Genomic DNA, 25,797 nt, shown 5'->3' on the forward strand with positions numbered 1-25,797 from the left:
CCGGGCAGTCCGGCGCGAAACGTCTCGCGGCCGCGCGGCCCTGACTACAATGAAGCGTGCCCCGACGTTCGGAGGAGGACGCCATGTTCAAGCACATCCTGGTGCCGACCGACGGCTCCGAGCTGTCGCAGAAGGCCATCGACGGCGCGATCGACCTCGCGCAATCCGTTAACGCGCGCATCACGGCTTATGCGTGTCTGCCGCAATATCCGTATTCGCCGTTCGCGGATGTTGCAGTCGAGCCGCCCGACGACTTCCACGCCCGCGCCGAGAACGAAGCCCGCGAGCATCTGGATGCGGTGATGCGCGCCGCCGACGATGCAGGCGTGCCTTGCAACGGCGTCACGAGCATCGAGGCGGCGCCGTATATCGGCATCATCGAAGCGGCTGAGCAGAACGGCTGTGACGTCATCCTGATGGCGTCGCACGGACGCCGCGGGCTCGGCAGCCTGTTGATCGGCAGCGAGACGCAGCGCGTGCTCACGCATACCAAGATTCCTGTGATCGTGTATCGCTGAGGACCTGCCATTGCGCAGCGGCCGCCGCCCGCTTTCGCGAGGCGGCGGCCGCTGCTTTTCTTCACTACGCTCCCTGATTCAGCCTGTTACTGCGTGATGGTCAACGTGCAAGTCAGGCAACCTTCTTGTCGAAGAACTGCTCGTCTTCCGTCGAGCCGTGCAGCGCGGTGGTCGAAGCGTCGCGCTCGACGGTCTGCGTGACCGCGTCGAAATAGCCGGTGCCCACTTCGCGCTGATGCTTGACCGCGGTGAAGCCCCTGTCGGCGGCGGCGAACTCGGCCTGCTGCAATTCGACGAACGCGCTCATCTGCGAGCGGGCGTAGCCGTGCGCGAGGTTGAACATCGAGTAGTTCAGCGCGTGGAAACCCGCGAGCGTGATGAACTGGAACTTGTAGCCCATCGCACCGAGCTCGCGCTGGAACTTCGCGATGGTCGCGTCGTCGAGATTCTTTTTCCAGTTGAACGACGGCGAACAGTTGTACGAGAGCATCTTGCCCGGGAACTGCTTGTGGATCGCCTCGGCGAATTTCTTCGCGTATTCGAGGTCCGGCTTGCCCGTCTCGCACCACACGAGATCCGCGTAGGGCGCGTAGGCGAGTCCGCGCGACACCGCCTGTTCCAGGCCCGGCCTGGTGCGGAAGAAGCCTTCCACGGTGCGCTCGCCGGTGAGGAACGGCTTGTCGTTGTCGTCGACGTCGGAGGTGACGAGATCGGCGGCTTCGGCATCGGTACGCGCGATCAGCAGTGTCGGCGTGCCGCAGACGTCGGCGGCGAGACGCGCGGCCGTCAGCTTTGCGACGTTCTCACGGGTCGGCACGAGCACCTTGCCACCCATGTGGCCGCACTTCTTGACGGAAGCCAGCTGATCCTCGAAGTGCACGCCCGCCGCGCCGGCTTCGATCATCGCCTTCATCAGTTCGAACGCGTTGAGCACGCCGCCGAAACCGGCTTCGGCATCGGCCACGATCGGCGCGAAGTAGTCGAGATAGCCTTCGTCGCCCGGATTCTTGCCTTCCGACCACTGGATCTGGTCGGCACGCGTCAGCGTGTTGTTGATGCGCTTGACGACGAGCGGCACCGAATTGGCCGGATACAGCGACTGATCCGGATACATTTCGCCGGCGACGTTGGCATCGCCCGCCACCTGCCAGCCCGACAGATAGATGGCCTTCAGGCCGGCCTTGACCTGCTGCATCGCTTGATTGCCGGTCAGCGCGCCGAGCGCGTTGACGAACGGCTCTTCGTTGATCGACGCCCACAGCTTCTCCGCGCCGCGGCGCGCGAGCGTGTGTTCCACCGGCACTGAGCCGCGCAGGCGCACGACGTCGTCCGCCGAGTAGCCGCGCTTGATGCCCTTCCAGCGCGGGTCGGTTTCCCATTGCTGATGGAGTTGCTGTGCGAGTTGTTGGCGTGAGGTCATGGCGTTTCTCCTTGAGATTGGAATGAACGGCGATTCGTGAAGCGGTGATCTTTCTCGGACCTGAGCACCGGGCGCCGTGTCGGGCGGTTTGCGTTTGCTCAACTCTTATATAAGAGTCTAGGCAAACAGCGCCACTTGAAACACCCCCTGACACCAGAAACTACGAATATTTTTAATGTTAAAAATCAATGGACTATTTGAGTAATTCCACGACTTGAAATGACTTTTTCTATGTTGCAACGCGCGAATTTGTGCCGCGCAGCACATCTTTTGCGACGCAAAAGGCCATTGCGCATTGTGAAATATGGCGACAAGGCGAAAAAAAACCGATGCGCGGGGCATCGGTTTTCTTGTGAAGCCAGAAGCGGCACGGGCCGCTTCCTGATGGACAGGGCTTAGCTGCCGCGTCGCGGTGCGCGCGGACCGTCGTTGCGGCGTGCGCTGTAGCCGTCGCGCGAGCCGAAGCCGCCTTCGCCGCGATTGCCACCACGATAGCCGCCGTCGCTGTTGCCGCCACGGTAGCCACCACCGTCGCTGTTGCCGCCGCGATAACCGCCGCCTTCGCTGTTGCCACCGCGATAGCCGCCTTCACGCGCGCCGGTGCTCGGCTTGTTGCCGTAGCCGCTGGCGTTGCTCGGGCCATAGCCACGGCCGCTGCTGCTGCCGCCGCCACTGCCGAAGCGCCGGCCATTGCCGCCGCCGTTGCCGCCCGGACGGCCACGGCCGCCGCCGCCGAAACCGCCCTTCGGCGGGCTCTTGCGCGGCTCGAAGCCGACGACGACGTTCACCGGCAGCGGCGCACGCACGAAACGCTCGATGCGCTTGAGCGCGCCCATTTCGGCGTAATGCACGAGGCTGACCGCCGTGCCGCTGCGGCCTGCGCGGCCGGTGCGGCCGATGCGGTGCACATAGTCTTCGGCGAACTTCGGCAGGTCGTAGTTGAAGACGTGCGTGATGCCCGGAATGTCGATGCCGCGAGCCGCGACGTCGGTGGCCACCAGCACGCGCACGCGGCGCTCGCGCAGCGCGCGGATGGTGCGGTTGCGCGCGCCTTGCGGCAGGTCACCGTGCAGCGCGGCGGATTCGAAACCGGCGTCGGCGAGACGGTTGGCGATCAGGTCGGCATCGCTCTTGGTCGCCGTGAAGACGATTGCCTGGTCCAGCGCGTCGTCGCGCAGCAGGTGATCGAGCAGGCGGTCCTTGTGATCGCGGTCATCCACATAGTGCACGGTTTGCGCGATGTTGCTCTTCGCTTCGAGCTTCTGCACGATCTCGATGCGCTCCGGGTCCTTCAGCAGGCGGCCGGTCAGCGAGCTGATCTTGCCGTCGATGGTGGCCGAGAACAGCAGCGTCTGGCGCGAGGCAGGCGTAGCGGCGACGATCGTCTCGATGTCGTCGATGAAGCCCATGTCGAGCATGCGGTCGGCTTCGTCGAGCACGAGCATGTTGAGTTCGGACAGGTCGATGCGGCCGCGTTCGAGGTGATCGATCAGGCGGCCCGGCGTGGCGACGAGAATCTCGGGGTTCTTCGCGAGCAGCATCAGTTGCTGACCGTACGCGACACCGCCGAGGATGCTGACGGTGCGCAGGCGGCGCAGGTGCTTGCCGTACGTGGACGCGGCGGTCGAGACTTGCATCGCGAGTTCGCGGGTGGGCGTCAGCACGAGCAGCTTCGGACGCGCGATCGGCTGCGGACGACGGCCGCGCTGGGCGTTCGGGTCACGCGGTTCGCGCGGTTGCTGGGCTTCCAGCTTTTGCATCTGCGAGAACTTCTCGATGGCGGGCAGCATGAACGCCGCCGTCTTGCCCGAACCGGTCGGGCTGGAGACGAGCAGGTCGCGGCCGGCGAGCGCGGCGGGAATCGCGCGCTGCTGCACGGGCGTCGGGTTGACGTAGCCCGCCGCGGTCAATGCGGAGATGATGTCGGCCGAAAGACCGAGCGATTCGAAAGTGGGGCCGGTGGGCGCTTCGACCGCCGGAGCGGCGGCTGCGACGGGCGCGGCCGGAGCGTCGGTCGTGGGGGTGAGGCCAATGTCTGCTGCGAGGTTGTCCAACGGGCTAGCGGTGAAGCTCGAAGTCATGTCGATCCTTGAAACGAGGAATAAGGCGTCGGCGCCAATCGGCATACCCAAGTCGTTGGATTCAGCGAGCGAAAAAACAGCGAGCAAATCGAAAAACGAAGGCCACTCGCGCGAACGGGCGGCGAGTATCTTGGTTAGAAGCTGTATCGGATACGGCAGGCCCGTTCGGCCGGAACCGAGCGATGGGCGCTGACGTCAGCCTGATGCATGACGGGCCGGGGACACTGACTGCGTGCAAAGCAACGCAAAACGGCCTAGCAGGGAGGGGACAGTTTCTAAACTGGATTGGGGCGAAACGCTACGATGTGCCTTGCCGCGAGAGACCTGGCTGAGAAGCCGGACATCCAGCCGCAGGACACAGAGCCGCAAGTATATAGGAATATGCTGCACCGCGCCAGATTTTGACGCCGTTTTGGCGCATGGGCGCGCCAGGGGCGGGCACGAGAGGGCGCGATGCGGTTCGTTTCGGGGAATCCACGCGCCTGAATGACGCACCGGCCTGACGCATCGGCCTGACGCAGCAACGCGCGAAGGCTCAGGCCGCTTCGCCGCGTTTCAACGATTCGACCAGCTCGACGTAGCGCGCCTTGGCTTCGTCCGCGGGCGTGCCTTTCAACGCTTCCCAGGCTTCGAACTTGAACTTGCCGGCGATATCGGTGAAGCCGGGCTTTTCGCCCTGGATGTCGCCGAGGCTGCCCTGTTTGAATAGCGCATACAGGCGCAGCAGCGTGAGGTTGCCGGGCCGCTCGGGCAACTCGGTGACGTCGGTTTGGGCCTGCGTGAATTGCTGCTCGATCTCGGTCATGCGTGCTCCATTCGGGTTGAAAAAAGGCTGCGGTCGATCTTAACAAGCGACACGCGCTCTGCCTGTCGAGGCATTCTTCGAACCGAGCACGCCTTCCAGACGCGCGCGACACCCGCTGTGAGCGTCGATGCCGCGAAACCGGCGCAGGTGTCGCATTACAATACCGGCTATGACACGCACTGCCATAAGTACAGCCCGCACGGCCCTGCTGGCTCTCGACACCTCGACCGAGTTCTGCTCAGTCGCGCTGCTACTCGCCGATTCCGCTCCTGCTTTCCCTGATGCAGTCACCCCGTCCGCCGTCGCGCCGCAGTATGCGAGCGGCGCGGTGCGCATCTGGTTCCGCCACGAGGCGACCGGCGCGGTGTCCAGCACGCGCCTGTTGCCTGCGGTGCGCGAACTGTTCGACGACGCGGGCCTCGCGCTCGCGGATTGTGGCGCCATCGCGTTCGGTGCGGGTCCGGGGTCGTTTACCGGCCTGCGCACGGCAACCGGCGTGGCGCAAGGACTGGCGTTCGGACTGAATGTGCCGGTGGTGCCGGTGAGCACGCTGCTCGCCTGTGCCGAAGCGGCGCGCCTGCACGATCCCGCCGCGCCGCAGCGCGTGCTTGCCGCGCTCGATGCGCGCATGGACGAGGTCTACTGGGCCGACTATGCCTACGACGCCGCGTCGGACGAGTGGCGCACGCTGCATCCGGCCGCGCTCGATGCGCCCGGCGCGCTCGCGCTACCCGACGTGCCGTTCACGCTGGCCGGCAACGCCGCGGCGGCGTTCGGCGAGCGGCTGCCTGCGCTTGCCGCCGCCGCGCGCGTGGATCGCGAGGCGCTGCCGCATGCCTTGCCGGTCGCGCTGCTCGGCTTGCGGGCGTGGCGCGCGGGCCGCACTGTCGCGCCTGAACATGCGGCGCCGGAATACATACGCGACAAGGTCGCGCAAACCACGGCTGAGCGCATGCGGGCCCGCGAGGAGGCGCTGCGGTGAGCGGCGTGCTGCTGGCGGACCGGTATCTCACGCCGATGACCGAAGCCGACCTCGACGAGGTCGCCGCGGTCGAGAAACTCGCCTATGAGTTTCCCTGGAGCCGCGGCAATTTCCAGGATTCGCTGCGCAACGGTTATTACGGCGTGTGCCTGCGACACGTGACGGGCACGCTGATCGGCTATTGCGTGCTGATGCCGGTGGTCGACGAAATGCATTTGCTGAACCTGTGCGTCGCGCCGGCGGCGCAGCGTGCGGGAGCCGGGCTCACGCTGCTGCGCGAGGCGGTGCGCATCACGCGCTCTGAAAAGCTCGAAGGCGTGTTGCTCGAAGTGCGGCCGTCCAATCCGCGCGCCATCCAGCTTTACGAGCGCTTTGGTTTTACCGCCATTGGGCGCCGCAAGAACTATTACCCCGCGCGGCATCGCTCGCGCGAGGACGCAATCGTCATGCGTCTGTCGTTTACGAAGGAGAGTGCGCATGGCGCTCGGTGAATCGCTGATCGAAGAGCTGGGAATCGGGCCGGTGTGGGTCAGGCGCGCGGCGGCCACGGCGCCCGCGATGCAGGCGGACGCGCTCGCGGCTGTGCCCGGCGGTGACGCTGAATCGATGGCGGCGGCCGTGGCGCCAGCCACGGAGCGAGTGGAGGCGCGTGCATCTTTGCCGCGACACGCAGCGGTGCAGCCCGAAGGCGCGAAGGTTGAAGCTGCGAAGTCTGAAGACGCCAAGTCCGACGCCGCGCGGTCTGAACTCGCGAACTCTGAACCCGCGCCGTCCAAACTTGCGCCGTCCGAACGCGCGAAGTCCGAACTTGCGAAGTCCGAATTTGCGAAGTCCGATCCCGAACCCGCTAAGTCCGCCCCCGCGCAATCCGCCCCGGACCTCCCGCCGCTCGACGCCTACGACGATCTCCCATGGGCCGACGAAGCGCCCGCTGTTCCCGAACCCGCGCTGGCCGACGCCCCCGGCGACCTCGACATCCCCACGCTCGACTGGGACGCGCTTGCTGACCGCGTGGCGAACTGCCAGCGTTGCCGCTTGTGCGAGCGGCGCACGAACACCGTCTTCGGCGTCGGCGATCGCGAGGCGGACTGGATGCTGATCGGCGAGGCCCCGGGCGAGAACGAAGACAAGCAGGGCGAGCCGTTCGTCGGCCAGGCGGGCAAGCTGCTCGACAATATGCTGCGCGCGCTCACGCTGTCGCGTGTGTCGAACGTCTATATCGCCAACGTGATCAAGTGCCGTCCGCCCGGCAACCGCAACCCCGAGCCCGATGAAGTCGCGCGCTGCGAGCCGTATCTGCAACGGCAGGTGGCACTGGTGAAGCCGAAGGTGATCGTCGCGATGGGACGCTTCGCCGCGCAAAGTCTTCTCAAGAGCGACGCCAGCATTGCGTCGTTGCGAGGTCGCGTGCACGCGTATCAGGGTGTACCGGTGATCGTCACGTATCACCCGGCCTATCTGCTGCGCAGTCTGCAGGACAAGTCGAAAGCCTGGGCCGATCTCTGTCTCGCGCGTGCGACCCATCGCGACGCGCTCACGGCGCTTGGCGTCCAGCCGGGCGCCGACGAAGGGGCGCGGCAAGGCTCGGGGAAGGGCGGCCGCTGATGGCGGTCACGGCGAGCGAACTGACGCGTCTCGTCGAACGTTTCGACGACGTCACCGTGCGCGACCTCGCCTGGTTGCTGTTCGCGCCGGACTTGTTGAGCGGCGTGGATGCGGAACGGGCGCGGCCGATCGCGTCCCCCGCCGAATACGACGCGACGCTCGCGTGGCTCCAGCAACTCGACGCCGCGCCGCAGAGCCTGCACGAGCACGCGCGCGACCCGCGCTTCACCCGCCTCGGCATCTATGCGGAAAGTCTGCTGCGCTATTTTCTCGTTCATGGGCCGACCGCGCGTCTCGTCGCGGCGAACGTGCCGGTGCGGCGGCAGCGCCAGACCATCGGCGAATGCGACTTTCTGCTCGAAGCCGCGAACGGCGCGAAGCTGCACTGGGAACTGGCGGTGAAGTTCTATCTGCATATCGGCGACGATTCGACCGACGCCGCTGATGCCGCGCGACTGTCCGATTATGTCGGCCCGAACCTGCAGGATCGCTTCGATCTCAAGCACGCGCGTCTGCTCACGCATCAGCTCGGGCTGACCACGCGCGCGGAATTCGCGGTGCTCGGCTTCGACGGCCCCTGGCGGGCGCAATCCTTCATCAAGGGCCGGCTCTTCTATCACGGCCTGCATGACGAAGCGGTCATGCCAGCGCCGGAGATCGGCGCGAACCATGTGCGCGGCTGGTGGCTGACGGCGTCGGAATGGCGCGCGGCGCGTGCCGCGTCTTCGCACGACGAACGCGCGTGGGTCGTGCAGCCGCGCATGGCGTGGCTGGCGTCGCGCCGGATCGATGCGGCGGCGGCGGCCGCGCTCGTGGCCGAATCGGACCAGATTGCCCTGCGCCTTGCTCATGCCGCAACGCCGACGATGATCGCCACTTACGCGCGCAACGAAGCCGGGGAGTGGATGGAGGAATCGCGCGGCTTCATCGTGCCGGACGGATGGCCGGACGCGGCACGCGCCTTCGCCCGACCAACGGTCTGACTCTCCCGCCCATTCAGGCGCAGGTCATCCCCACGCCGCAACGCCGACGATCATCGCTACTTACGCTCGCAACGAAGCCGAGGAGTGGATGGAGGCGTTGCGCGGTTTCATCGTGCCGGACGAATGGCTGAACGCGGCACGCGCCTTTGCCCGACAAACGGTCTGACTCCCTTGCCGATTCACGTGCAGGTCACTTCCACGCGGCAACGCCGACGATGATTGCCACGTACGGGCGCAACGAAGCTGAGGAGTGGATGGACGAATCGCGCGGCTTCATCGTGCAGGACGGATGGCTGGACGCGGCGCGTGAGTTCGCGCGACAGGCAGTCTGACTCACCCGCCGATTCACGTGCAGGTCACTTCCACGCGGCAACGCCGACGATGATTGCCACTTGCGCGCGCGATGAAGCCGACGAGTGGATGGAGGAATCGCGCGGCTTCATCGTGCAGGACGGATGGCCGGACGCGGCGCGTGAGTTCGCTCGAAAGGTGGTCTGACTCACCCGTCAACCAAGCCGCGACTCACCACCAGCGGAAGAAATGATGCACCGGCCCGACGCCGTGGCCCACGTCGAGTTGTCCGCTCGCCTCGATCGCGCCGGTGAGATAACGCTTGGCCTCGGAAGTAGCGCTCGCCAGATCGCCGCTACGCGCCAGCAGCGCCGCGATCGCCGACGACAGCGTACAGCCCGTGCCATGCGTGTTCCTGAGCGGCACGCGCACGCCGCCGAGCCGCAGCGCGCCGGATGCCTCGATGAGCCAGTCCGGGCTTTCCGTCGATACCAGATGGCCGCCTTTCATCAGCACGGCCTGCGCGCCGAGCGCGCGCAGCGCTTCGCCTTGTCGGACCATCGCGTCTTCGTCGGCGGCGGATTCGGTGCCGAGCAACGCGGCCGCTTCGGGCAGATTCGGCGTGACGAGCGTCGCGAGCGGCAGCAGTTCCTCACGCAACGCCGCGACGGCTTCCGGCGCCAGCAACGCATGATGGCTTTTCGAGATCATCACGGTGTCGAGCACGACATGCTTCGGCTGGTAACGCCGCAACGCCTCGGCGACCGCGCGCACGATGCCCGCGTTCGCCAGCATGCCGATCTTGACCGCGTCGATGCGGATGTCGTCGAACACGGCGTCCAGTTGCGCGCCGATGAACGACGGCTCCGGCGCATGGACTGCCGTGACGCCGCGCGTGTTCTGCGCGGTCAGCGCCGTGATGACGCTCGCCCCGTAGGCGCCGAGCGCGGAGAAGGCCTTGAGATCGGCCTGGATGCCCGCGCCGCCGCCCGAGTCGGAACCGGCGATCGTGAGCACATTGGGAATGGTTTGGATGGCGGACATGGCGGATTCAGGTTGGAGCGCGGGCGATCGTGGCGCGCAGGGCCGCTGCGGCTTCACGCGGATCCGCGGCCCGGCAGATCGCCGATACCACGGCCAGCCCGGCGGGCCGGGCGCGCAGCACGTCGGCGGCGTTGTGCGCCTGGATGCCGCCGATCGCCACAGTCGGAAAGCGCGCGGCGGCGCGGATGGCCGCGAGGCCGTCGATGCCGCATGGCGGGGAAGCGTCGGCTTTGGTCGGCGTCGCGTAGACCGGACCCGCGCCCAGGTAATCGATGACGCCGGCGAGCGCGTCGGCCTCGGCGGTTTCCTGCAGGTTCGACACCGACAACCCGATCAACGCATCGGGCCCGAGCATGTGTCGAACGACGGCGGCCGGCAGGTCGCGCTGACCGACATGCACGCCATCGGCGCCGGCGGCGAGCGCGACATCGACGTGATCGTTGATGACAAAGGGCACGCCGTGCGCGCGCGTCAGCGGCAGGATCGCGCACGCGAGGTCGAACCACGCGCGCTTGTGCCACTCGGGCGCGCGCAGTTGCACGAGCGTCGCGCCGCCTTCGAGCGCCGCGCGCGCGACGTGCACGGCCGCGTCGTGGCCGCCGCATTGCACCGGATCGAGCACGAGATAGAGCGACAGGTCGAAGGCCGTGCGCATGATCAACTCGCGACGATATCGCGCTGCACGAGCGTCTGGCCAAACGCAGCCTGATCCAGCGACGCGAGCCGGTCCAGATACGCGACCGCGAAGCTGCCGGGCAGGGCGGCGTCGCGCGCGGCGAGTTCTCCGGCGATGGTCGAATACGCGACCGCGGCGACGGTCGCGGCCCAGAATTCGCTGGAGTCGGATGCGGTGCCGACGAACGCCGCGACCGTCGCCGACAGCGCGCAGCCGACGCCCGTCACGCGTGTCATCAAGGGCGAGCCGTTCGAGAGCGCGATCACGCGGCGGCCATCGGTCACGTAGTCGGTCTGGCCCGTCACGGCAACCACGGCCTGCGTCCTGAGCGCGAGCACCTGGGCGGCATCGAGCGCGGCGTCGGTGGCGGCGGTGCTGTCCACGCCGCGTCCGCTTGCCGCGCCGCCCGACAGACTGATGATCTCGGACGCGTTGCCGCGGATCACCGCGGGTTTGGCATCGAGCAGGTCGAGCGCGAATTCAGTGCGGAATGCGAGCGGCCCGACCGCGACGGGATCGAGGATCCACGGCGTGCCGGCGGCGTTGGCGGCGTCCACGGCGGCGCGGATCGCGCGCGTCTGCGGTACGTCGAGCGTGCCGAGATTGACCGACAGCGCCTGCGCGATGGGCGCGAACTCGGCGACTTCCTCGCGCGCGACGACCATCGCCGGAGCAGCGCCGATCGCGAGCAGCACGTTGGCCGTGAAGTTGGTGACGACGAGATTCGTCAGGCAATGCACCAGCGGGGCGCGCTCGCGCACACGGGAAACGAAGGCGAAGAGGTCGGCGGCGAGCATGACGGGAGTGGGATGAAGCGGCGCGTCAGTGACGCATCAGTGCCGCGCCTCGCCGATCAGCGCGACCGAATCGAACGCGCGCTGGTTGGCCTGATGCCGGCGCATCACAAAATACATCATGAGGCAGACGAACGAGCCGAACATGACGATGACGAACTGGATCGGCATGTCGAGCCAGACGAGCACCGCATACAGGCACAGCATGACGAGCACGGAGAGGTTCTCGTTGAAGTTCTGCACGGCAATCGAATGCCCCGCCGAGAGCAGCACGTGACCGCGATGCTGGAGCAGCGCGTTCATCGGCACGACAAAGAAGCCCGACAGTCCGCCGACCACCATCAGGAACAGATAGGCGATCAGCAGATAGCCCGGGAAGTGCAGTTTGCCGAAGTAGATGCCCCAGTGCGCCGGAAACAGATGGCGGGTGTAGAACGCCATCAGCATGACGGCGATGCCCATCATGATGCCGACCGGCAGCACTGAGAGCGAGCGTTTGAGCGGTACGCGGGCCGCCGCCAGCACGGCGCCGACCGCCACGCCGACCGCGATGACGGCCTGCAGGATGGCCGCCTGCGACAGCGTCATGCCGAGCGAGACTTCGGCCCATTTCAGTACGATGAATTGCAGCGTCGCGCCCGCGCCCCAGAAGAGCGTCGTGACGGCCAGCGAAATCTGGCCGAGCTTGTCGCGCCAGAGAATGACGAAGCAGTCGGCAAAGTCGGTGATGAGCTTGAGCGGGCGCGTTTCCTGTTTCGGATAGCGTGCGCCGGTGTCGGGAATGCGCAGGTTGAACATCGCGGCGATCACGTACATCAGCATGATGACGAGCATCGCGGCTTCGGCGGGCGTGTGGATGCGCGGAATGTTCAGCGACAGCAGGTGACTCGCGATATGCGGACTGATGAGCGCGCCGCCCATCACGGTGCCGAGAATGATGGAGCCGACCGTCGTGCCTTCGATCCAGCCGTTTGCCGCCACCAGGCGGTCGGGCGGCAGGAGTTCGGTGAGAATGCCGTACTTGGCGGGCGAGTAGGCGGCGGCGCCGAAGCCGACGATACCGTACGCGAGCAGCGGATGCGCGCCGACCAGCATGGTGATGCAGCCGACCACCTTGATGGAGTTGGTCACGAACATCACGTGACCCTTGGGCCGGGAATCCGCGAAGGCGCCGACGAAGGCCGCGAGCACCACGTACGAGAGGACGAAGAACAGCTTGAGCAGCGGCGTCATCCAGTTCGGGGCGTGAAGGTCTTTCAGCAGTGCGATGGCAGCGATCAGTAAAGCGTTGTCGGCCAGCGATGAAAAAAACTGCGCGGCCATGATGGTGTAAAAACCTTTTTTCATCTGATCCGAAGCTTTCCTCACTGCGGGTGATCCGCCCCGGGCACGTCGTGTGTGACCGGGCTTATGCCTTTCGAAATGGGTTGTGCGCACGGCTTTATAACACGAAAATAGGTGCATTCTGACTAGCAGTAATCTCGATGACGGTCGAAAAGGCACGCTCGTCCCGGAGATTCGTCATAACTTACTGATTCGCAAGGCGCCTGCGCGGCGCAGCGGGATGCACCCCGCTGGCGTATGCTCGCCGTTCCGGCCGCCTTCATTGCCTTTCAACCAGACACTCATGCCGCGCCCCCTATCCGCAACCATCCACACCGCCGCACTCGCCAACAATCTCGCCATTGCCCGGAAGTTCGCGCCGAAATCCAAGATCTGGGCCGTGGTCAAGGCCAATGCATATGGCCATGGTCTGGCCCGGGCGTTCCCGGGATTGCGCGCGACGGACGGCTTTGGGCTTCTCGACCTCGAAGAAGCCGCAAAGTTGCGTGAACTGGGCTGGGCAGGACCGATTCTTTTGCTCGAAGGCTTCTTCCGCCCGACTGACATCGACGTCATCGACCGCTATAGCCTGACCACCGCCGTGCATTGCGACGAGCAGTTGCGCATGCTGGAAATGGCGCGGCTCTCGAAACCCGTCAACGTTCAGTTGAAGATGAACAGCGGCATGAACCGCCTGGGCTACCGGCCGGAGAAGTATCGCGCGGCGTGGGAGCGGGCGCGGGCGTGCCAGGGCATCGGCCAGATCACGCTGATGACCCATTTCTCCGATGCCGACGGCCCGCGCGGCATCGATCATCAGCTCGAAGCCTTCGAGCGCGGCGCCGAGGGTATCGCCGGCGCGCGCAGCCTGTCCAATTCGGCGGCCCTGCTGTGGCACAAGGATGCGCATTTCGACTGGGTGCGGCCCGGCATCATGCTGTACGGCGCGTCGCCGTCCGGCGTGACCGCGGACATCGCCTCGATCGGACTCAAGCCCGCCATGACGCTGCAATCCGAGCTGATCGCCGTGCAGACGGTCGATGCCGGCAGCAGCATCGGCTATGGCTCGACCTTCACGGCGGGGCAGTCGATGCGCGTCGGCGTGGTCGCGTGCGGTTATGCCGACGGCTATCCGCGCGTGGCGCCGGAAGGCACGCCGGTGATCGTCGACGGCGTGCGCACGAAGCTTGTCGGCCGCGTCTCGATGGACATGCTCACCGTCGATCTCACGCCGTGCCCGAACGCGGGCATTGGCGCGCGCGTCGAGCTGTGGGGCCCGCACCTGCCGGTCGATGACGTCGCGGCCGCGGCGGGCACGGTCGGCTATGAACTCATGTGCGCGATCGCGCAGCGCGTGCCGGTGCGCGCGGAATGACGTGCCGCTGACGGCACGATTCAAGGACGCACCCCAACGACTTCAGAACAAGGCATTACGTGGCAAAAGCAGCAAAGGCGAAGACGCTTTATACGTGTAGCGAATGCGGCGGACAGTCGCCGAAATGGACAGGCCAGTGCGCCGCGTGCGGGGCGTGGAATACGCTGGTGGAGACGGTGGAGCAGGCGCCCTCGGCGCATCGCTTCCAGGCGCTGGCGAAGAGTTCGGCGGTGCGCAAGCTGGCGGACATCGAGGCCGCCGACGTGCCGCGTTTCACCACCGGCGTCGGTGAATTCGACCGCGTGCTGGGCGGCGGTCTGGTGCCGGGCGGCGTCGTATTGATTGGCGGCGATCCGGGCATCGGCAAGTCCACGCTCTTGCTGCAATCGCTTGCCGAGATCGCGCGCGAACGGCCCGCGCTGTATGTGAGCGGCGAGGAATCCGGCGCGCAGATCGCCTTGCGGGCGCAGCGGCTGGGGCTGATCGGCGGTTCGAGCGGCGTGGGCGACCTCGCGCTGCTCGCGGAAATTCAGCTCGAAAAGATCCAGGCGACGATCGACGAGCAACGGCCCGAAGTCGCCGTGATCGACTCCATCCAGACCATCTACTCCGAAGCGCTGACCTCGGCGCCTGGCTCGGTCGCGCAGGTGCGCGAGTGCGCGGCGCAACTGACGCGCATCGCGAAGCAGACCGGCACGGCGATCATCATGGTCGGCCACGTGACCAAGGAGGGCAGTCTCGCGGGGCCGCGCGTGCTGGAGCATATCGTCGACACCGTGCTGTACTTCGAAGGCGACACGCATTCGTCATTCAGGCTCGTGCGCGCGTTCAAGAACCGCTTCGGCGCGGTCAACGAACTCGGCGTGTTCGCGATGACGGAAAAGGGCTTGCGCGGCGTCGCCAATCCGTCGGCGTTGTTTCTCTCGCAGCACGAGCAGAGCGTTTCGGGCTCGTGCGTGCTGGTGACGCAGGAAGGCTCGCGGCCCCTGCTGGTGGAAGTGCAGGCGCTGGTCGATACCGCTCACGTGCCCAATCCGCGCCGTCTTGCCGTCGGGCTGGAACAGAACCGTCTGGCGCTGTTGCTCGCGGTGCTGCACCGGCACGCGGGCATTGCGTGCTTCGACCAGGATGTTTTCCTCAACGCGGTCGGCGGCGTGAAGATCACCGAGCCCGCGGCCGATCTGGCCGTGCTGCTGGCCATTCACTCGTCGCTGCGCAACAAGCCGCTGCCCAAGGGGCTCATCACCTTTGGCGAGGTCGGGCTGGCCGGCGAAATCCGGCCGTCGCCGCGTGGACAGGATCGTCTGAAGGAAGCGGCCAAGCTGGGCTTCTCGGTCGCGTTGATTCCGAAAGCCAATGCGCCCAAGCAGGCGATCGACGGACTCAAGGTCGTGGCCGTGGACCGCATCGAGGAAGCGATCGACCGGGTGCGCGATCTCGAATAGCGCGCGTTGCGTTTTTGCGTTTCCGCACCCGCCATGGGGAACGGAGAACGCAATGATCGGGCCCCTCGTAACGCGTCGTAAAAATGTCGTTGCGCAATGTAACCCAACCGCCGCGCGCTTTTCTTATCCTTCCAGTGCTACGGACCCGGCCAACCTCGCTCGCGCCTCTCAAGAAGCGAGGTGACTGGAAGGATCGAGAGGACCACGCTTTGAAACACCTGAAATCTACCCGGCCGAAGACCGCGTTCCATCTGCGCGGATGCCGCGTCTCCGCGCCGCTGCAACAGCCGTGGGGCAGCGGTTGCAGGATCGTGGAGTGGATCGACGAGCACGGCCAGATTTCGCGCCGCGCCGTTGCCGCCGACGTCACCGAGGACGAAGTGGTTGCCACCATCCGCAGGCATGTGACCGGGCGGAAGCACGTGCTGGTGGATGACGAACATCAGCCGCGCCAGGTTTTGCCCCGCCGCTAATCCGGCGCGCGACTCGCTTGCACTGCGAATAGCGGATGCACGGCCGCTTCGGCGGGGGTGAGCACCGGCGCGACGCAGCAATCCAGCGGCTCCAGCAACGCCATCCATTCGTCCCGCGTGCGTTCGCGAAAGCGCGCGGCGAGTTCCGCCGACAGTTGCGCCGCGTCCGCGCCGCCAATCGCCTGCCCGAGACTCCAATGGCGGCCGGCCCAGTCCGGGCGGCCGAGCGCTTTGCACAGCACCTGCCAGAATTTCAGTTCGAGCGCGCCCACGGCAAGGAAGCGTTCATCGCGCGTTCGATATACGTCGTAACAAGGCACGCCGCCGTTCAATAATCCCGCGCCGACGCCCGTGGCCGCGGGATTTTCATTGGCGAGCGCGATGTGGGCCATGACGTTGTGGGCGTGCATGGCGTGCGTCATCGAAACGTCGATGCGCCTTCCCGCGCCGCCGCGCGCCACTTGCCACGCTGCCGCGAGCATCTCCGTCACTGCCGACAACGCGCCGCCGAGCAGGTCGGCCAGCTGGAAATTCGGTGCGATGGGCGTGCCGTCGCGGGCCGCGAGTTGATCGAGCACACCCGCGTAGGCGATGTAGTTCAGATCGTGACCGGCCTTGTGCGCGAACGGTCCCTCGGCGCCAAAGCCCGTGATCGCGCAGTAGACGAGCTTCGGGTTGGCGGCGCGCAGCACGTCATAGCCCACCCCCAGCCGCGCCATGACCGATGGCCGGAAACTTTCCACCAGAATGTCCGCGTCGCGGGTCAGTTCGATCAGCCGTGCGCGGCCTTCCGGCGTTTTCAGGTCCAGCGTGAGTTGCCGCTTGCCGCGATTGACGATGCGATAGAACGCGCTCGGCACGCCACGCGCGCGGTCGGCGGGGCTTTGCAGCATCGTGCGTGCATAGTCGCCTTCGCCCGGCGGTTCGATCTTGAGAACATCGGCGCCAAGCTCGGCCAGCCGCAGCGTGGCGACAGGGCCGGGCAGAAGCCGCGTCAGGTCGAGGACGCGCAGGCCGGTGAGTGAAGGCGTCATGCGGCGGGTCTCCTCATCAACCGATCTGCTCCAGTTCCTCGTGCGTTTCGAGCCACTCCATTTCGAGCGTCTCGAGGCGCGCGCCAACCTCGCCCTGACGGCGGAGCGTTTCGGTCAGCCGGGCTTTCAACGCGGCGTCATAGCTCGCGGGATCGGCGACGAACGCATCGAGCTCCGCTTTCTCGGCATTGAGCGTGTCCATTTCCTTCTCGATCTTCTTGATGCGCGTCTGCAGCGGCTTCTTGAGATGCGCGAGCTTCTGTCGCTCCTGCGCGTCCTGCCGACGCTGTTCGCGCCGGTTCACGCCGCTGTCCGGCGTCTCGCCCGCCGCCGCCGTGCCCGCTTCCCGAGCCGCCGCGCGCGTTTCGGCGGCGTGTTGCAGCAGCCAGTCGCGGTAGTCGTCGAGATCGCCGTCGAACGGATGCAGCCGATGTTTCGCGACCAGCATGAAGGTGTCGGTGGTCGCGCGCAGCAGATGGCGGTCGTGCGACACCAGGATCAGCGTGCCTTCGAACTGCGCGAGCGCCATGGTCAGCGCGTGACGGGTTTCGAGGTCGAGGTGATTGGTCGGTTCGTCGAGCAGCAGCAGGTTCGGCTTCTGCCAGATGATCAGCGCCAGCGCCAGCCGCGCCTTCTCGCCGCCGGAGAAAGGCGCGATCTTCGCCGTGGCCATGTCGCCCGAAAAATTGAAGCTGCCGAGAAAGTCGCGCAGTTCCTGTTCGCGTGTGTCCGGCGCGAGGCGCGCGAGATGCTGGAGCGGGGAATCGTCGGGACGCAGGGTTTCCAGCTGATGCTGCGCGAAATAGCCGATCTGCAGACCGCGCCCCTGGCGGACGTCGCCCGACAGCGGCGCGAGCGTGTGCGCCAGCGTCTTGATGAGGGTGGACTTGCCCTGGCCGTTGGCGCCGAGCAGGCCGATGCGCTGCTCGTTCTGGATGGACAGCGAGACGCCTTCGACAATCGGAATCTCGACGCCTGTCTCGCTGCGATAGCCGCAGCGCACGCCTTCCATGACCAGCATCGGATTTGGCGCCGCGTCGGGTTCGCGGAACTCGAAGGTGAACGGCGAGCTCGCGTGCGCCGGCGCGATCAGCTCCATCTTTTCCAGCGCCTTCACGCGGCTCTGCGCCTGCTTTGCCTTGGTGGCCTTCGCCTTGAAGCGGTTGATGAAGCTTTGCAGATGCGCGACCGTCTTCTGCTGCTTCTCATACGCGCTCTGTTGCAGCGCGATCTGCTGCGCGCGCAGCACTTCGAACTGGCTGTAGTTGCCGCCATAGCGCTTCACCTGACGATTGTCGAGATGCAGCGTGACGTTGCAGACCGCATCGAGAAACTCGCGGTCGTGCGAAATCACGACCAGCGTGCCCGGATAGCGCGCAAGCCAGTCCTCCAGCCAGACGATGGCGTCCAGATCCAGGTGATTGGTGGGTTCGTCGAGCAGCAGAAGGTCGGACGGGCACATCAGCGCCTGAGCGAGATTCAGCCGCATGCGCCAGCCGCCCGAAAAGCTCGACACCGGCTCACGCGTCTGTTCCAGCGTGAAGCCCAGGCCCAGCAGCAAGGTTTCGGCGCGGGCGGGGGCGGTGTAGCCGTCGGCGTCCGCGAAGGCGGCGTGTGCTTCCGCTTCGGCGGCGCCGTCGTGCGCGGCGGAGGCGGCGGCAATGCGGGCTTCGATGTCGCGCAGATGGGTATCGCCGTCGAGCGTGTACTCGAGCGCGCTGCGGTGCACGGCGGGCGTTTCCTGCGCGACATGGGCAATGCGCCACGACGGCGGCATGGAAAAGTCGCCGCCGTCCGCATGGAGTTCGCCGCGCAGTACGGAGAAGAGCGTGGACTTGCCCGCGCCATTGGCGCCGACGAGACCGGCTTTTTCGCCCGGATTGAGCGTGAAGCTGGTGTCTTCGAAAAGCGGCTTGGTGCCGCGCGACAGGCTGAACTGGTTGAAGCGGATCACGTGGGTAGGGTGGCGAAAGGGCGCGGCTGGAAGAGAAAGCGCTATTTTAGACTGGACCGATCGCGCCACAGGGGTCGTCCGTTCGGCCAATGGCAGGCTTTCGCGCGGCGGGTTAGCATCCTCGGACTTTCATCGAATGCGCATAGCGCGCCTTTCAGGAGCAGGTTCATGAGCGAGTCCATCAACACCCCCAGCACGGATATCTACGGTTTCTCGGCTGAAACCCTCGGCGGCGGCACCGTCACCCTGGACCAATACCGGGACAAGGTGCTGTTGATCGTCAACACGGCGAGCGAATGCGGTTTCACGCCGCAATACAAGGGCTTGCAGGCGGTCTATCAGCAACTCGCCGCGCGTGGCTTCGAGGTGCTGGGCTTTCCCTGCAACCAGTTCGGCAAGCAGGAGCCCGGCGACGCCGCGCAGATCGGCGCGTTCTGCGAGCAGAATTACGGCGTCACCTTCCCGATGTTCGCGAAGATCGACGTGAACGGGGCGAACGCGCATCCGCTCTTCAAGTACCTGAAGGACAAGGAGCCCGGACTGCTCGGCATCGAGGCCATCAAATGGAATTTCACGAAGTTCCTCGTGGACCGCAACGGCGCCGTGGTCAAGCGTTATGCGCCCCAGACCAAGCCCGAGGCGATCGTCGAGGATATCGAAAAGCTGCTCTGAGGGTTCAGAGGATCGGCGAGAACAGCCGCGCCACGTGCATCGCCATGCGCCGCCAGAACACGGCTCCGCGATAGTCGTTCGTGTCAATCTCCACGGAATGCGCGAAATCGGCATCCAGCATCGCTTCCACTTCGGCTGCGAACGCGCGGTCCACGGTGAGCACCGTGATTTCGAAGTTCAGGCGGAACGAGCGGTTGTCGAGATTCGCGCTGCCCACGGACGCGGCCGTGTCGTCCACGAGCACCACCTTCTGATGCAGGAAGCCCGGCTGGTAGCGGAAGATGCGCACGCCCGCCTGCACGAGGTCGAAGGCGAAGAGTTTCGACGCCGCGAACACCACGTGATGATCGCGCCGACTCGGAATCAGGATGCGCACGTCCACGCCGCGCAGCACCGCGAGACGGAGCGCCGAGAACACGGCTTCGTCGGGAATCAGGTAGGGCGAGGTGATCCAGATGCGCTCGCGCGCCGCATTGATTGCTTCGACGAAGAACAGCGAGCAGGTTTCCTGCTTGTCAGCAGGGCCGCTCGACAGCACCATGCAATGCATGTTCTCGTCCGAATGCGGTGCGGGACCGAGTTCGGGCAGGCGCTGCGTGGCCCAGTACCAGTCCTCGGTGAAGACGAACTGAATGCTGGCGATGGCCGGTCCGCGCACTTCCACGTGCGTGTCGCGCCACGGCGAGAGGCGCGGATTGCCGCCGAGATACTCCACGCCCACGTTGTGACCGCCGATGAACGCGCGCTTGCCGTCCACCACCACGATCTTCCGGTGATTGCGGAAGTTGATCTGGAAGCGGTGTACGAACTTGCGCTTGGCCGCGAATGGATGGGCCTCCACGCCGCCCGCGCGCAGCGCGTTCACGTAGCGGTGCGGCAGGTCGAAGCTGCCGACGCTGTCGTACAGGAAGTACACGCGCACGCCCGCCTGCGCCCGGCGGATGAGCGCGTCCTTCAGCAGCGCGCCGAGGGCGTCGTCGCGAACGATGAAGAACTGCACGACCACATAGTGCTGGGCGGCGGCAATGGCGTCGAGGATCGCGGCGAAGGTGGCGTCGCCGTTCACTAGCACGCGCACCGAATTGCCGCGCAGGAACGGCATGCCGGACAGGCGTTGCAGCGTGCGGATGGTCGGATTGCCGAGATAGGCGGCCGGCCCCGGCGCCAGTTCGCCGCGCGCGCCTGAAGAATCGGGAGCGGGCAGCGTGTCGGGTGCATCGCTGCGCGCGCCGGAATCCCATTCGGCGGGTTTCGAGCGGCTGCGCAGGATATCGAGTTCGAGGCGGCGCTCGTCGATATAGCCGGCGAACTTGCTGCGGCCGAGGAACAAGTAAGGGACGAGCGTGAAGTAAGGCATCGCGACCAGCGACACGGCCCAGGCCACCGCGCCTTGCGAGGTGCGCGTGTGGATCACGGCGTGGATCGCGGCGATCACGCCCAGCACGTGCGCGGCGATCACCAGCGTGCCGATGTGGAGCCAGTCCGATGCTTGCATAGACGCGAGACGGGAGAGGGAGAAGGGTAGGCCGACGGCGATTCGCCATCTTACCCAAGCCTTCCGCGCGAAGTGTCAGCAATCGTTGCAGCGGAGCGCCTCCGCCACATGGCGCACGCCGGTTCCAGGCTGCTTCAGACCGGCAAGTCCGCGGCCTGGATCAGGAACACGTTGTCGTCGCCGGCGCTGGTCGAGAGCCAGACGAGGTCGAGGCCGCCAAGCGCAGCTTCGACGTTTGCCCGCTCGTTACCGATCTCGACCACCAGCACGCCGTCCTCGGTCAGCCACTTGCCCGCTTCGCGCACGATGCGCCGCACCACGTCCATGCCGTCCGCGCCGCCCGCCAGCGCCAGTTCCGGCTCGTGCTGGTATTCCCGCGGCAGCGCCTGCATGGACTCAGCGTTGACGTAGGGCGGGTTCGAGAGGATCACTTCATAGCGCGTGGTGGGCAGCGGCGCGTACAGATCGCCTTCGAACAGCGTCACGCGCGCGTCGAGTCCATAGTCGTCGACGTTGCGGCGCGCCACCGCGAGCGCGTCCGCGGAGATGTCGACGGCATCGACATCCGCATGGTCGAACGCGTGCGCCGCGAGAATCGCGAGGCAGCCCGAGCCGGTGCAGAGTTCGAGCACGCGCGCCACCTGGTCGGGATCGGCCACATACGGCTGCAAGCCGTCCTGCAGCAATTCGCCGATGAACGAACGCGGCACGATCACGCGCTCGTCCACGTAAAAGCGGTTGCCGTGCATCCACGCTTCCTGCGTGATGTAGGCGGCGGGCACGCGCTCGGTCGCACGGCGCTCGATCACCTTCATGACGGCGTCGATTTCATCGTCGAGCAGGCGCGCGTCGAGGAACGGGTCGAGCGTGTCGAGCGGCAGATGCAGCGTATGCAGGATCAGATAGGCGGCTTCGTCGTAGGCATTGGTCGTGCCATGGCCGAACGAGAGTCCCGCTTGCGTGAAACGCGAGACGCCGAAGCGCAGCAGGTCGCGCACGGTTGTGAAGGGTAGCGCCATGGAGGGCTCCTGTTTGTTGTCGGAGTGGATTGAGCGGACCGGTTCAGGCGATGAGCCGTTCGAGCACGCGGCGGTACACGTTTTTCAACGGCTCGATGAAGCGCACTTCCACATGCTCGTCGATCTTGTGGATGGTGCCATTCGGCGGCCCGAATTCCACGACCTGATCGCAGATCTGCGCGATGAAGCGTCCATCCGAGGTCCCGCCGGTCGTGGACAGCTCGGTGCGCACGCCGGTTTCGTCGTGGATGGCCTGCTCCAGCGCATCGGACAGCGCGCCGCGCGGCGTGAGAAACGGCCGGCCGCTGACGGTCCATGTCAGGTCGTAGTCGAGGCCATGCTTGTCGAGGATCGCGTGCACGCGGGCCTGCAATCCTTCCACCGTGCTCGCCGTCGAGAAGCGGAAGTTGAACATCAGGTCCGCGTGGCCGGGAATGATGTTGGTGGCGCCAGTGCCGGAGTGCAGGTTGGACACCTGCCAGGTCGTCGGCGGGAAGTATTCGTTGCCGTCATCCCATTTTTCCGCGACCAGTTCCGTCAGCGCCGGCGCCAGCAGATGCACCGGGTTGTTCGCCAGATGCGGATAGGCAATATGCCCTTGCACGCCCTTGACGATGAGCTTGCCGCTCATCGAGCCGCGCCGGCCGTTCTTGACCATGTCGCCCAACGTCGCGCTGGACGTCGGCTCGCCGACGATGCAGTAGTCGAGCCGCGTGCCGCGCGCCTTCAGCGCCTCGACGACCTTGATGGTGCCGTCGGTGGCGGGGCCCTCTTCGTCGCTGGTGATGAGGAAGGCGAGCGTGCCGCGATGCTGCGGATGCTGCGCGACGAATTCCTCGCTCGACACGACGAACGCCGCCAGCGACGCCTTCATGTCCGCCGCGCCGCGGCCGTAGAGCTTGCCGTCGCGGTGGGTCGGCGTGAAGGGCGGCGAGGTCCACTGTTCGAGCGGGCCGGTGGGCACGACGTCCGTGTGGCCCGCGAAGGCGAGCAGCTTGCCGGACGCGTCGGTGCCGCGCTTCACGGCCCACAGGTTGGTGACGCCGCCCGATTCGATCGTTTCGCAGTCGAAGCCGAGCGCGGCGAGCCGCTCGATCATCAACGCCTGACAGGCCTGGTCGTCGGGCGTGACGGAGGCGCGCTCGATCAGCGCTTCGGTGAGGGAAAGAGTGCCGGACATGGTGAATTCACGTAGGTGCGATGAAAAATGCCGGCGCGCGGGCCGGCACTCGAAGCAAGCGGGCGATGACCGTCGGCTGCACAGTCATCGCAAAAACTCAGGCGAAAAGCGTGTCGTACTGCTCGGCGGAAAACCCGAGCGTCTTCACGCGCCCGTTCACGACGACGACCGGCCGCTTGATGATCGACGGCTTGTGGATCATCAGCGCAATGGCGCCGGCGGTGGTGCCGGCCTCGGCCTTGTGGACCTCCGACAAACCGCGCCAGGTCGTGCCGCGCTTGTTGATGAGTTGCTCCAGCGGCACGTCCTTGAGCCAGTCCTGGATCAGCGCGGTCGACACGCCAGCCTTCTTGAAATCGTGGAACTCGAACGGCACGCCATGCTCTTCCAGCCACACGCGCGCTTTCTTCACGGTGTCGCAGTTCGGAATGCCGTACACGACGGTGGTTGGAGTCGAGCCGCGGGCCACGTTCAGTCGCCTCGCAGCAGTTCGTTCAGGCCGACCTTGGCGCGCGTCTTGGCATCGACCTTCTTGACGATCACGGCGCAGTACAGGCTGTGCGAACCGTCCTTCGACGGCAGGTTGCCCGCCACCACGACCGAGCCCGCCGGAATGCGGCCGTAGCTGACTTCACCGGTTTCGCGGTCGTAGATCTTGGTGGACTGGCCGAGGTACACGCCCATCGAGATGACCGAGTTCTCCTCGACGATCACGCCTTCCACCACTTCCGAACGCGCGCCGATGAAGCAGTTGTCCTCGATGATGACCGGGTTCGCCTGGAGCGGCTCCAGCACGCCGCCGATGCCCACGCCGCCCGACAGATGCACGTTCTTGCCGATCTGCGCGCACGAGCCGACGGTGGCCCAGGTATCGACCATCGTGCCTTCGTCGACGTAAGCGCCGATGTTCGTGTACGACGGCATCAGCACGACGTTCTTCGCGATGAACGAGCCGCGGCGCGCGATGGCCGGCGGCACCACGCGGAAGCCGCCTGCCGCGAAGTCTTCCGCGGTGTAGTTCGCGAACTTCGAGGGCACCTTGTCGTAGAACTGGGAGTAACCGCCGGCGGGCATCGGCGCGTTGTCTTCGAGGCGGAACGACAGCAGCACCGCCTTCTTGAGCCACTGGTTCACGATCCACTCGCCGTCGCGCTTTTCAGCGACGCGCATGTGACCCTTGTCCAGTTGTTCGATGGCGTGCGCGACGGCTTCGCGGACTTCGGCGGGCGCGGCCTTGGGCGAGAGCTCGGCGCGATTGTCCCAGGCGGTATCGATGATGCTCTGAAGTTGTTGCGACATAGTAGGGTTCGAGGATGGGTAGTTGGGCCGGCTGAGTCTCGGTCCTTGAATCTCAGTCCTTGAGTCTCGGTCCTTGAATCTCAGTCCGTGATACTCAGGACGCGAGCGAGCGGCAGAATTCGACGATGCGCCGTGCGCCTTCGACACATTCCCCGGTTTCGGCCACCAGCGCGATGCGCACGAAGCCGATGCCGGGATTCATGCCATGCGCCGCGCGAGCGAGGAAAGAGCCCGGCAGAACCGTCACATTATAGTCGGCGTACAGGCGCGCCGCGAACTCGGTATCCGTCAGGCCAGTGCGCTCGACGTTCGCCCAGAGGTAGAACGCGGCGTCCGGCAGGCGCACGTCGAGCACCTCGGCGAGCATCGGCGTGACGGTCGCGAACTTCTCCACGTACTTCGCGCGGTTCTCGCGCACGTGCGTTTCATCCTGCCAGGCGACGACGCTCGCGCGCTGGAACATCGTCGACAGTGCAGCGCCGTGATACGTGCGATATAGCAGGAAGTCCTTGAGGACCGCCGCGTCGCCGGCGACGAAGCCCGAGCGCATGCCCGGCACGTTCGAGCGCTTCGACAGACTCGACAGCATGACCAGCCGCTCGAAGCCGCGGCCGAGCAGGCGTGCCGCTTCGAGGCCGCCGAGCGGCGGCTTTGCTTCGTCGAAGTAGATCTCCGAGTAGCACTCGTCCGAGGCAATCACGAAGCCATGCTGGTCCGACAGCGCGAACAGTTCGCGCCAGTTGTCGAGCGTGAGCACGGCGCCGGTCGGGTTGCCCGGCGAGCACACGTAGAGCAGTTGCGTGCGGGCCCAGATGGCTTCGGGAACGGCCGAATAATCGCAGGCGAAGTTGCGCGCCGGATCGCTGTTGACGAAATAGGGCTCGGCGCCCGCGAGCAGCGCGGCGCCTTCGTAGATTTGATAGAACGGGTTCGGACAGAGTACGATGGGCGGCGCTTCCGCCGTGCCCGCGCTGCGGCTGTCGATCACGGTCTGCGCGAGCGAGAACAGCGCTTCGCGGGAACCCGATACGGGCAGGACTTCGGTCGCCGGGTTCACGTTTTCGAGGCCGTAGCGCTGCATCACCCATGCCGCGATGGCCTGGCGCAACGGCTCGCTGCCGAGCGTCGCCGGGTAGGATGCGAGACCGTCGAGGGCGGCGATCACTGCGTCGCGGATGAGCGGCGGCGTCGGATGCTTGGGCTCGCCGATGCCGAAGCCGATCGGCGTGAATCCGGCGCGCGGCTCGATGCCTTCGAAGAGCGCCCGAAGCTTTTCGAACGGATAGGGCTGAAGTGTCTTGAGAAGTGGATTCACGGCGTGATCGATAA

24 protein-coding genes are annotated in these 25,797 nt (G+C 66.0%); 9 read left to right on the plus strand and 15 right to left on the minus strand.

Annotated features, from left to right (window positions below):
- Positions 1 to 83: 83 nt before the first annotated feature.
- Positions 84 to 518, plus strand: a complete 435-nt coding sequence (locus QCE88_RS07440) for a universal stress protein (RefSeq protein ID WP_309900554.1) — start codon at positions 84 to 86, stop codon at positions 516 to 518.
- Positions 519 to 630: 112 nt separating this feature from the next.
- On the opposite strand, the gene aceA is transcribed toward QCE88_RS07440, so the two are convergent.
- The 3 genes from aceA to QCE88_RS07455 all read right to left on the minus strand — a co-directional run bounded on the left by aceA (position 631) and on the right by QCE88_RS07455 (position 4,824).
- Positions 631 to 1,938, minus strand: coding sequence for an isocitrate lyase (gene aceA, locus QCE88_RS07445; protein WP_309900556.1), 1,308 nt, complete (start codon positions 1,936 to 1,938; stop codon positions 631 to 633).
- A 395-nt stretch (positions 1,939 to 2,333) separates the two neighbouring features.
- Positions 2,334 to 4,019, minus strand: coding sequence for a DEAD/DEAH box helicase (locus QCE88_RS07450; protein ID WP_309900558.1), 1,686 nt, complete (start codon positions 4,017 to 4,019; stop codon positions 2,334 to 2,336).
- A 535-nt stretch (positions 4,020 to 4,554) separates the two neighbouring features.
- Positions 4,555 to 4,824, minus strand: a complete 270-nt coding sequence (locus tag QCE88_RS07455) for an acyl-CoA-binding protein (RefSeq protein ID WP_309900560.1) — start codon at positions 4,822 to 4,824, stop codon at positions 4,555 to 4,557.
- A 169-nt stretch (positions 4,825 to 4,993) separates the two neighbouring features.
- On the opposite strand from QCE88_RS07455, the gene tsaB reads away from it, so the two are divergent.
- Genes tsaB through QCE88_RS07475 form a run of 4 tightly spaced genes read left to right on the plus strand, consistent with a single transcriptional unit; the run spans position 4,994 to position 8,394 of the window.
- Positions 4,994 to 5,806 (plus strand): tRNA (adenosine(37)-N6)-threonylcarbamoyltransferase complex dimerization subunit type 1 TsaB, encoded by an 813-nt coding sequence (gene tsaB / locus QCE88_RS07460; protein WP_309900562.1) that lies wholly within the window; start codon positions 4,994 to 4,996, stop codon positions 5,804 to 5,806.
- Positions 5,803 to 6,297: a ribosomal protein S18-alanine N-acetyltransferase gene (rimI, locus tag QCE88_RS07465; protein WP_309900564.1), complete on the plus strand. Its 495-nt coding sequence runs from the start codon at positions 5,803 to 5,805 to the stop codon at positions 6,295 to 6,297. The genes tsaB and rimI overlap by 4 nt, the downstream gene beginning before the upstream one ends.
- Positions 6,284 to 7,411: a uracil-DNA glycosylase family protein gene (locus QCE88_RS07470; RefSeq protein WP_309900567.1), complete on the plus strand. Its 1,128-nt coding sequence runs from the start codon at positions 6,284 to 6,286 to the stop codon at positions 7,409 to 7,411. Before rimI ends, QCE88_RS07470 begins: the two co-directional genes overlap by 14 nt.
- The gene (locus QCE88_RS07475) at positions 7,411 to 8,394 is read left to right on the plus strand and encodes a DUF1853 family protein (protein ID WP_309900569.1); all 984 of its coding nucleotides are present in this window, start codon (positions 7,411 to 7,413) and stop codon (positions 8,392 to 8,394) included. The genes QCE88_RS07470 and QCE88_RS07475 overlap by 1 nt, the downstream gene beginning before the upstream one ends.
- Before the next feature lie 522 nt (positions 8,395 to 8,916).
- Here the strand turns inward: QCE88_RS07475 and thiD are convergent.
- Genes thiD through lplT form a run of 4 tightly spaced genes read right to left on the minus strand, consistent with a single transcriptional unit; the run spans position 8,917 to position 12,546 of the window.
- Positions 8,917 to 9,729 (minus strand): bifunctional hydroxymethylpyrimidine kinase/phosphomethylpyrimidine kinase, encoded by an 813-nt coding sequence (gene thiD, locus QCE88_RS07480; RefSeq protein WP_309900571.1) that lies wholly within the window; start codon positions 9,727 to 9,729, stop codon positions 8,917 to 8,919.
- Between the two features lie 7 nt (positions 9,730 to 9,736).
- Positions 9,737 to 10,384: a thiamine phosphate synthase gene (gene thiE / locus QCE88_RS07485; RefSeq protein WP_309900574.1), complete on the minus strand. Its 648-nt coding sequence runs from the start codon at positions 10,382 to 10,384 to the stop codon at positions 9,737 to 9,739.
- 2 nt (positions 10,385 to 10,386) lie between these two features.
- Complete coding sequence (gene thiM, locus QCE88_RS07490) at positions 10,387 to 11,202, minus strand: hydroxyethylthiazole kinase (protein ID WP_309900576.1); 816 nt, start codon at positions 11,200 to 11,202, stop codon at positions 10,387 to 10,389.
- A gap of 36 nt (positions 11,203 to 11,238) precedes the next feature.
- Positions 11,239 to 12,546, minus strand: coding sequence for a lysophospholipid transporter LplT (gene lplT, locus QCE88_RS07495; RefSeq protein WP_309900578.1), 1,308 nt, complete (start codon positions 12,544 to 12,546; stop codon positions 11,239 to 11,241).
- Positions 12,547 to 12,826: 280 nt separating this feature from the next.
- Between lplT and alr the strand changes: the two genes are divergently transcribed.
- The 3 genes from alr to QCE88_RS07510 all read left to right on the plus strand — a co-directional run bounded on the left by alr (position 12,827) and on the right by QCE88_RS07510 (position 15,815).
- Positions 12,827 to 13,897, plus strand: a complete 1,071-nt coding sequence (alr, locus tag QCE88_RS07500) for an alanine racemase (RefSeq protein ID WP_309900580.1) — start codon at positions 12,827 to 12,829, stop codon at positions 13,895 to 13,897.
- A gap of 59 nt (positions 13,898 to 13,956) precedes the next feature.
- Complete coding sequence (gene radA / locus QCE88_RS07505; RefSeq protein WP_309900582.1) at positions 13,957 to 15,342, plus strand: DNA repair protein RadA; 1,386 nt, start codon at positions 13,957 to 13,959, stop codon at positions 15,340 to 15,342.
- 209 nt (positions 15,343 to 15,551) lie between these two features.
- Entirely contained in the window at positions 15,552 to 15,815 is a 264-nt protein-coding gene (locus QCE88_RS07510) for a DUF2866 domain-containing protein (RefSeq protein ID WP_309900584.1), read from the plus strand.
- Here QCE88_RS07510 and QCE88_RS07515 read toward each other — a convergent pair.
- Together QCE88_RS07515 and QCE88_RS07520 are read right to left on the minus strand one after the other, a co-directional pair.
- Positions 15,812 to 16,849: a CaiB/BaiF CoA-transferase family protein gene (locus QCE88_RS07515; RefSeq protein WP_309900586.1), complete on the minus strand. Its 1,038-nt coding sequence runs from the start codon at positions 16,847 to 16,849 to the stop codon at positions 15,812 to 15,814. The two genes, QCE88_RS07510 and QCE88_RS07515, sit on opposite strands and share 4 nt — an antisense overlap.
- 16 nt (positions 16,850 to 16,865) lie before the next feature.
- Entirely contained in the window at positions 16,866 to 18,803 is a 1,938-nt protein-coding gene (locus tag QCE88_RS07520; protein WP_309900588.1) for an ATP-binding cassette domain-containing protein, read from the minus strand.
- 168 nt (positions 18,804 to 18,971) lie between these two features.
- Between QCE88_RS07520 and QCE88_RS07525 the strand changes: the two genes are divergently transcribed.
- Positions 18,972 to 19,475, plus strand: a complete 504-nt coding sequence (locus tag QCE88_RS07525; protein WP_309900590.1) for a glutathione peroxidase — start codon at positions 18,972 to 18,974, stop codon at positions 19,473 to 19,475.
- 4 nt (positions 19,476 to 19,479) lie between these two features.
- On the opposite strand, the gene cls is transcribed toward QCE88_RS07525, so the two are convergent.
- The 6 genes from cls to dapC form a co-directional block, all read right to left on the minus strand.
- The gene (gene cls / locus QCE88_RS07530; protein WP_309900592.1) at positions 19,480 to 20,970 is read right to left on the minus strand and encodes a cardiolipin synthase; all 1,491 of its coding nucleotides are present in this window, start codon (positions 20,968 to 20,970) and stop codon (positions 19,480 to 19,482) included.
- Between the two features lie 134 nt (positions 20,971 to 21,104).
- Positions 21,105 to 21,989, minus strand: a complete 885-nt coding sequence (prmB, locus tag QCE88_RS07535; protein WP_309900594.1) for a 50S ribosomal protein L3 N(5)-glutamine methyltransferase — start codon at positions 21,987 to 21,989, stop codon at positions 21,105 to 21,107.
- A gap of 43 nt (positions 21,990 to 22,032) precedes the next feature.
- Entirely contained in the window at positions 22,033 to 23,169 is a 1,137-nt protein-coding gene (gene dapE / locus QCE88_RS07540; protein WP_309900597.1) for a succinyl-diaminopimelate desuccinylase, read from the minus strand.
- Positions 23,170 to 23,266: 97 nt separating this feature from the next.
- Positions 23,267 to 23,638 carry an ArsC family reductase gene (locus QCE88_RS07545; RefSeq protein ID WP_309900598.1) on the minus strand — a complete coding sequence of 124 codons (372 nt, stop codon included), beginning with the start codon at positions 23,636 to 23,638 and terminating at the stop codon, positions 23,267 to 23,269.
- Between the two features lie 2 nt (positions 23,639 to 23,640).
- Complete coding sequence (dapD, locus tag QCE88_RS07550; RefSeq protein ID WP_309900600.1) at positions 23,641 to 24,468, minus strand: 2,3,4,5-tetrahydropyridine-2,6-dicarboxylate N-succinyltransferase; 828 nt, start codon at positions 24,466 to 24,468, stop codon at positions 23,641 to 23,643.
- A 94-nt stretch (positions 24,469 to 24,562) separates the two neighbouring features.
- Positions 24,563 to 25,783, minus strand: a complete 1,221-nt coding sequence (gene dapC / locus QCE88_RS07555; RefSeq protein WP_309900602.1) for a succinyldiaminopimelate transaminase — start codon at positions 25,781 to 25,783, stop codon at positions 24,563 to 24,565.
- Between the last annotated feature and the right edge of the window lie 14 nt (positions 25,784 to 25,797).

This window comes from Caballeronia sp. LZ035 (assembly GCF_031451175.1).
Classification (GTDB): Bacteria; Pseudomonadota; Gammaproteobacteria; order Burkholderiales; family Burkholderiaceae; genus Caballeronia.